This window comes from Pseudomonas sp. Root401, from assembly GCF_001425105.1.
In the GTDB taxonomy this organism is placed as follows: domain Bacteria; phylum Pseudomonadota; class Gammaproteobacteria; order Pseudomonadales; family Pseudomonadaceae; genus Aquipseudomonas; species Aquipseudomonas brassicacearum.
This window is the reverse complement of the sequence record NZ_LMDO01000017.1, coordinates 38,089-45,455: the sequence shown is the minus strand read 5'-3', so window position 1 is coordinate 45,455 and position 7,367 is coordinate 38,089. Positions and strand designations below refer to the sequence as shown.

The following is a 7,367-nucleotide window of genomic DNA, read 5'->3' as shown; positions in this document are numbered from 1 at the left end:
TTTGATCGTTCCCACGCTCCTGCGTGGGAATGCATCCCGTGACGCTCTGCGTCACCTCCCTGAAGCGGAACGCGGAGCGTCCCAGGCGGCATTCCCACGCGGGAGCGTGGGAACGATCGATTAAAAAGGCCGGCGCCCATAAGCGTCGTTTTTTTTATTTTCTTCGCGAATGATAAATAAACTCATTCCGGTTTTTGGCAAGTGCTGCGTCTTACTTAGGTATGTGGGCAAATCAGGTCGGGCAGGACGTCCAGGCACCGGGTCTGTCCAGCAAAGATTTCGCCGTCGTCCAGCAGATGACCGCGCCCGGGGAGGGGCCGGTCGGCCACGCACTGACCATTGCCCTGGGGCAATCGACCGTGCGGGTTCACGTGTGCTGGCGAGCGGCGGGCCCTTCGGCCCCATGGACTTTTACTTCTACCAATAATAGAGAGCATTGATGTCAGCAATTCATGAGTTGAAACCTCTGTTCAAGGCACTCGTCATGTCCCGCAGCGTGCGTTCGCGGCGGGTGTTGGCCGGTCTGGGGTTGGCCTGCGTACTGCCACTCAGCGCTCAGGTGATGGCTGAAGACGTCAGCATCAACATCCCTGCGCAACCGCTGCCGCAGGCATTGCAAGCGTTCGGTCAGCAGACCAACCAGCAAGTGATCTATAACGCCGCCGACATGGCCGGCCTGAAAAGCACCCGCGTCAGCGGCAAGATGAGCCCGCAGGCGGCCATCGCCGAATTGCTCAAGGGCACTGGGGTGCGCTACAGCCTCGAGGGCAACACCTTGATGCTGATGCGCGGCCCTGCCACGGGAGGCCTTGAGCTGGGTGCGACCACCATCAACGCACAAGCGTTGGACGCGACGACCGAAGGCAGCAATGCCTACACCAGTAACGCCGTGACCATCGGCAAGGGCACCCACACCCTCAAGGAAATTCCCCAGTCGATCACCGTGATGACGCGCAAGCAGATGGATGACCAGAACCTGGTCAGCCTCAAGGACGCCGTCAACCAGACCACCGGCATCGTCGGTCTGCAGGGCGTCGGCCAAGGCATGATCCTGTCGTCACGCGGTTTCCAGATTGACGATTGGCAATACGACGGTGTGCCGATCCTGCGTAACAACTATTCGCTGGGCAACTGGGCGACCCAGGACCTGATCTTCTTCGACCGCCTGGAAATCATGCGTGGCGCGGCCGGCTTGCTGCAAGGCACCGGCAGCCCCGGCGGCGCCGTCAACCTGGTGCGCAAGCGTGGCCAGAGCGCACCGACCGTGACCCTGACCGGCAAGGCCGGGTCTTGGGATCACTACGGCCTGCAATTGGACGCTGGCGGCCCGTTGAACCAGGCCGGCAACATCCGCGGCCGCGTGGTCATCGACGAAGACCAGAGCAACTCGTTCGTCGACCATGCATGGACAACGACTCACTCGCTGTACGGTGCGTTGGACGTCGACCTGAGCGAAGACACCACCCTGGGCTTCGCGGTCAGCCAATCCGATGGTGAATCGCGCGGCAACATCCGTGGCCTGCCACGCTACGCCGACGGTTCGATGCCGGACGTGTCGCGTTCGACTTACACGGGTGCGCGCTGGAACCGTTCAGAAATCGATGTCACCACCTACTATGCCGACCTGGAGCATCGTTTCAACGAGGACTGGGCGTTCAAGGTGGGTGCCGTGTACATGACCGAAGACAACCAGGCGAAAAACCAGCGAACGCAAAATGGCGGTGTCGGTCTCAACCCTGATGGCACAGGTGTGCAATATGCTGACTTCGTGACCGATTTCCAGTCGACAAAGTCTGGTCTCGACATGAACCTGAACGGCAAGTTCGAAGCCTTGTCGATGGAGCAGGAAGTCATGCTGGGCGGCAACTTCTCGCAGTTGGAGACGGATGATAAATTCGCCCGGACTTTCAACAACAGCAGCGACACGATCTTTGACCTGAACAACAACCGTCCGGACATCAGCTACGAGGGCCTGATCAACAGCCCGGGCGGGCGAGGCACTCTCAGCAAATACGATATCCGCCAGAAGGGTGTGTACGGCACCTGGCGCGTCAAGCCGGTCGACGATCTGACGCTGGTGCTGGGTTCTCGGGTCAGTTGGTATGACTTCAGCTACAAATCGAAAACCGAAACTGCGGCCAACGGTATTACTCGCAACGACCCAAGCACCGGAACTGAAACCGGCGTGGTCACGCCTTACGGCGGTATCATCTATGACCTGAGCCGTGAGTGGGCGGTTTACGCCAGCTACACCGACATCTTCCAGCCGCAAACCGAGCACGATACCAACGGTACGGTGCTCAAGCCCATCGTCGGCACCAACTACGAAGTCGGCCTCAAGGGTGAGTTGATGGACGGTCGGGTCAATACCTCCTTGGCCATCTTCCGTTACGACCACGAGAACCGTGCCATCGACGACAGTTCTGATCCGGCGTGTGTTAACTCGGACTGCTCGGCAGCCTCGGGGAAAGTGCGTAGCCAGGGTTTCGATGCTGAAATCAGTGGTGAAGTGATAGACAACCTGCAGTTGTTCGCGGGCTACACCTTCAACACCACCAAGTACCTGAAGGACCCGGACAACGAAGGCAGTATCTACAGCACCTGGACGCCAAAACACATGCTGCGCGTGTGGGGCAACTATCAGTTCACCGGCGACTGGAGTCGTGTCAGCACCGGCTTGGGCTTCACCACCCAAAGCCATACGATGGTTTACGACTATGACCGTGAAATCCCGGGTTATACCGTATGGAACGCCCGCGTCGGCTACCAGCTGACGCCGGAAATCGCTTTGGCGGTCAATGCCAACAACCTGTTCGACAAGACGTACCTGACGTCCGCTTACAACCAGCTCAATGGCAACAACAACTTCGGTGATCCGCGTAACTTGATGTTCTCGGTGAAGTACACCCCGGAGTTCTGATTCTTGCGAGAGTGAGATAGACCCGCCTTGTGCGTAGTGCTGGTCACTAAAAAAACGGCGCTTCTTCAGAAATGGGGAACGCCGTTTTTTTGGGCTTTTTTTGAGGCTTTTTTTTGGGGTGGGATGGTGTGTATATCCGTTACCGAAGAAACGGATATACACACCACCCCTGAAATCCGGCAACCCAGTGTGTCAGGCAAATTGAGTTCAGGGCTTTAGGTCTGCTGCGCAGCCCAGCGGGAGCAAGCTCCCTCGCCGCAAAAGCTCTCTCATCACAGTATCGGCTATTGGCGCTATTACCCTTCCACCGCACTGGCCAGAAAAACCTCGACCAGCGAATCCAGCAACCCGTCATCAAAGATCATACTGCGGTGACGCAACGGAGAATGCACCGAGCATTGCAGCTCCCCGGTCAGACTGTATCCCTTGATCAAGCCCTCGCAGAATGCCAGTTCTTCCGGCGTTTTTTCCGCCTGTGTCCACCAGCAGCTGGGGCGTACCCGTACCGGTTTGAAGCTGAACCCGTCAAAAGCTTCCAGCAACCGATCATGCACCGAGAACGCCTGGGCATTCATGACTTCATCCTTGACGCTCTGCACGATTGACAGCAAGTCGCCTCGCTCCGGCTCGATCTGGCTGGCGGCCCACTCATGGAAGGCCTGGACCGTGCTGTCGGGGTGCGCTTGTCGGTAAGCCGCCGTGCGTTCGGTGAGGGTTGGAAACAGCAGGTCGAAGTATTCGATGGCCTCAAGCAGATCCTGGGAGGCCGGATCGGCGGGTTCATCGTCTGGCAAATGCCGATGACGCGCCAACGTCGCTGGATACAAGTGTTCAGGAATCGTGCTATCCACCAGACCGAGGAAACTGACGGTGTGGCCCTGGCTTTCCAGCGTCGCCGCGATGTCCAGCGCAAGGGTCCCGCCCAACGACCAGCCCATCAGGTAATACGGGCCTTGGGGCTGGGCGGTGACGATTTCCCGGCTGTAATCGGCAATCATCTCGTGCCAGGCCTCGGGGCTCGCCTGGGGTTCGCTGAAGCCGCGGTGCATGACGCCAAAGGTGCGCGCCCGATGTTCGAGTTTGCGCGCCAGCGGCTGGTAACAGAACACGATGCCCCCACTGGGATGCAGGCAAAACAACTGCGGCGCGCTGCTGGGGGCGGTGTTCAAGGGGACCAGGCATTGGGTCTGCTCCCGATGTTCTTGCGAAATGAACAGCGCCAGCTCCGCGACGCTCGGGTTGGCCAGCAACGCTTGCAGGCGCACGGTGATGTTCAGGCGTGCCTTGAGGTTGGCGATCAGCTCAATCGCCAGGATCGAATGCCCGCCCAGTTCAAAGAAACTGTCGTTGATCCCCACGCGTTCAACCCTGAGGGATTCTTGCCAGAGCTGCGCCAGCGCCTGTTCCAATTGAGTACGCGGTGCCACGTAATCGGTCTGCCGAAGACGGGCGTCAGGTTCCGGCAAGGCCTTGCGGTCGAGCTTGCCATTGGCATTGAGCGGCCAGTGATCAATGAACACCAGGTGACTGGGCACCATGTAGTCCGGTAACTGCGCTTTGAGGGCGGCCAACAGACTTTCCCGTAGCCCGACCATGGACGCTTGCGCGGCAATCACGTAAGCGACCAGTTGCAGGCCCGCCGGGCCTTCATGGGTCAACACGACACAATCCCGGACCGCCGGCAGTGTTTGCAAGCGTGCCTGGATTTCGCCCAATTCGATGCGGAATCCGCGGATCTTGACCTGGTGATCCAGGCGCCCGATGTATTCGATGCTGCCGTCGCTACGGTAGCGTGCCAGGTCGCCGGTGCGATACAGGCGTCCACCCGGCAGCGGATCGAACGGGTCGGGGATAAAGCGACTGGCGGTCAGGTCGGCGCGCTGGTGGTAACCACGGGCCAGGCCGGCCCGGCCGACATGCAACTCCCCGACGCAACCCTTGGGGACGGGGTTCAGGTGCGCATCGAGCACATACCAGGACAGGTCGACGATGGGCTGGCCAATTGGACTCGCGGTCTCGCTGTTCAAGTCGGCGATCGACAGCGGCCGCCAGGTGACGTGGACGGTCGTTTCCGTGATGCCATACATGTTGATCAACTGCGGCGTCTGGTCGCCGAACCGTTCGAACCAGGGGCGCAAGCTCTGCACATCAATGGCTTCGCCGCCAAAAATGACCTGGCGTAGCCGGTGGCCAAGCGGCTGATTAGGCTCGCAGGCGACTTGCAGCAACGACCTGAACGCTGAGGGCGTCTGGTTGAGCACGGTGATGTGTTCCTGGCAAACCAGGGCGTAGAACTCCTGCGGCGAACGACTCACCGCGTGGGGCACGATGACCAGTCGGCCGCCGTGCAGCAGCGCGCCAAAAATCTCCCACACGGAAAAGTCGAAGGCATAGGAATGAAACAGGCACCACACATCCTGGTGATCGAAGCTGAACCAGCGGTCAGTGGCCCGGAACAATCGGCTGACGTTGTGGTGCGTCAGCAATGCGCCTTTGGGCTGGCCGGTCGAGCCTGAGGTGTAAATCACATACGCCAGGTTATCCGGGTGCATCGGCACCTCCGGATTGTGTTCGGGATAGTCGCCCTCGACCTCGACGGGGTCGAGCGACAAACAGTTCATGTCGGCTGGCAACGCCAACGATTCACGCAGATGAGCCTGGGTCAGGATCTGCGTCACGCCACTGTCCTGGATCATGTAGGCCAGGCGATCGGCCGGGTAGGCCGGGTCCAGCGGCACGTAGGCGCCACCGGCCTTGAGAATCGCCAGCAGGCCAATGATCATTTGCGGCGTACGCTCGGCGGCGATGCCGACCAGCACGTCGGGCCCGACGCCTTGCTCGATCAGCCGATGGGCCAGTTGATTGGCCTGTCGATTGAGCTCGGCATAGCTCAGGTGCTGCCCTTCAAAGGTCAGTGCCGTGGCGTCACCCGTGGCGGCGGCATGGGCTTCGATCAACGAGTGCAGGCAGTGTTCGCGGGGCAGCCGGGTTGGCTGGCGGTTCCAGTCGTGCAGGGTGTGCTGCCCTTCCTCAGCGCTCAGCAATTGCAATTCGCCGAGGGCGCGTTCAGGTGTTTCGATCAGGTCCTGCAACAGGTTCTGCCAGTGGCCGGCCATGCGCTCGATGGTTTCAGTGCGGTAGAGATCACGGCTGTATTCGAACGTCGCCAGAATCTGCTGCTGTGAATAATCGACATCCAGCGACAAGTCGAACTTGGCCTGGCTGTCGCCTGTGTCAAGAAACTCCAGGGCCAGTTCGCCTTTGGGCGAGATCGTCAGGGGCGGTGAGCCGGTGCGCCAGTTGAACAAGACCTGGAACAAGCCCTGTGCGCCGGGTTGCAGTTGATCGAGGATCAGCTCCAGTGGGTAGTCGGCATGTTCCAGCGCGGCGAGGGACTGGGCGCGCAAGCTGCGCAGGAAATCCAACGCTCCGTGGCTCGAGTCGATCCGCGCCCGATACACCTGGCTGCTGACAAAGAACCCCACCAGGTCCTGGCTTTCATGGCTGTTGCGGTTGGCGTTGGGCACGCCGACGGTGAAGTCGTCCTGGTTGCTGTAGCGGCCCAGCAACAGCTGCCAGGCAGCCAGTGCCACCACGAAAGGCGAAAGGCCCTGGTGTTGGCAGAACGCGTCCAGGGCCCGGGTCACTGCGGGGGCAAGTGTTACGTGCACACGTCCGGCCCTATGCTGCTGGCCGACGGTGCGGGGGAAATCCAGGGGCAGTTCCAGCGTGGGCAGGTCGCGGCCCAGGTAGTGGCTCCAGTATTCACCGCTGCGCTGGCAGGCTATGCCCTGCAAATACTCGCCTCGCTGGTGGGTGGCGTAGTCGGCGTATTGCAGGGACAGCGGCGGCAGCGGTGACGGATCACCGAGCAAGGCCTGAGCGTAGGCCTGGGTCATGTCCTGCATGAGGATCGTGTTGGACCAGGCATCGGAGACGATGTGATGCATGTTGAGCAGCAGCACATGTTCGTCGCTGCCCAGCCGCAGCAGCGTTGCCCGCATCAGCGGCGCACGGGTGAGGTCGAACGGTTGCCGGGCGTGCTGCTCGATGCGCTGTGACAATGTCATGGCATGAGCCTGGGGTGCGAGCTCATCGAGGTCTTCCTGGTGCAGGATGAGGCAGGCGTTGCGCTCGACCACCTGGACCGCCGCACCGTCGAGGTCATTGAATGCGGTGCGCAGGATGTCGTGGCGGTCGATGACCCGATTCAGCGCCCGTTCCAGGGCCTCGGCATTGAGTTCGCCCGTCAGGCGCAGGGCGCGCGGCAAGTTGTAGGCCGACCGGGCCGGGTCTCGCTGATGCTCCAGCCACAAGCGTTGCTGGGCGAAAGACAGGGGCGCGCGGTCCAGCCGGCGGCTGGACCCGGCGTGCATGTCGCCAGCGACATCATCGAGCAGCAGCATCAGCAGATCATCATCTAGCAGTTCGTTCATGGTGTTCTCGA

The 7,367-nt window shown here is 60.7% G+C and carries 2 protein-coding genes; one reads left to right on the top strand and one right to left on the bottom strand.

Features of this window, described 5'->3' with window-relative positions; all coding sequences use genetic code 11:
* Positions 1 to 439 precede the first annotated feature (439 nt).
* The gene (locus ASC85_RS15270) at positions 440 to 2,920 is read left to right on the top strand and encodes a TonB-dependent siderophore receptor (protein ID WP_057450161.1); all 2,481 of its coding nucleotides are present in this window, start codon (positions 440 to 442) and stop codon (positions 2,918 to 2,920) included.
* Between the two features lie 296 nt (positions 2,921 to 3,216).
* Here ASC85_RS15270 and ASC85_RS15265 read toward each other — a convergent pair whose 3' ends face one another.
* A complete protein-coding gene (locus ASC85_RS15265) occupies positions 3,217 to 7,356 on the bottom strand; it encodes a non-ribosomal peptide synthetase (protein WP_057450195.1) in 4,140 nt (1,379 codons plus the stop codon).
* Between the last annotated feature and the right edge of the window lie 11 nt (positions 7,357 to 7,367).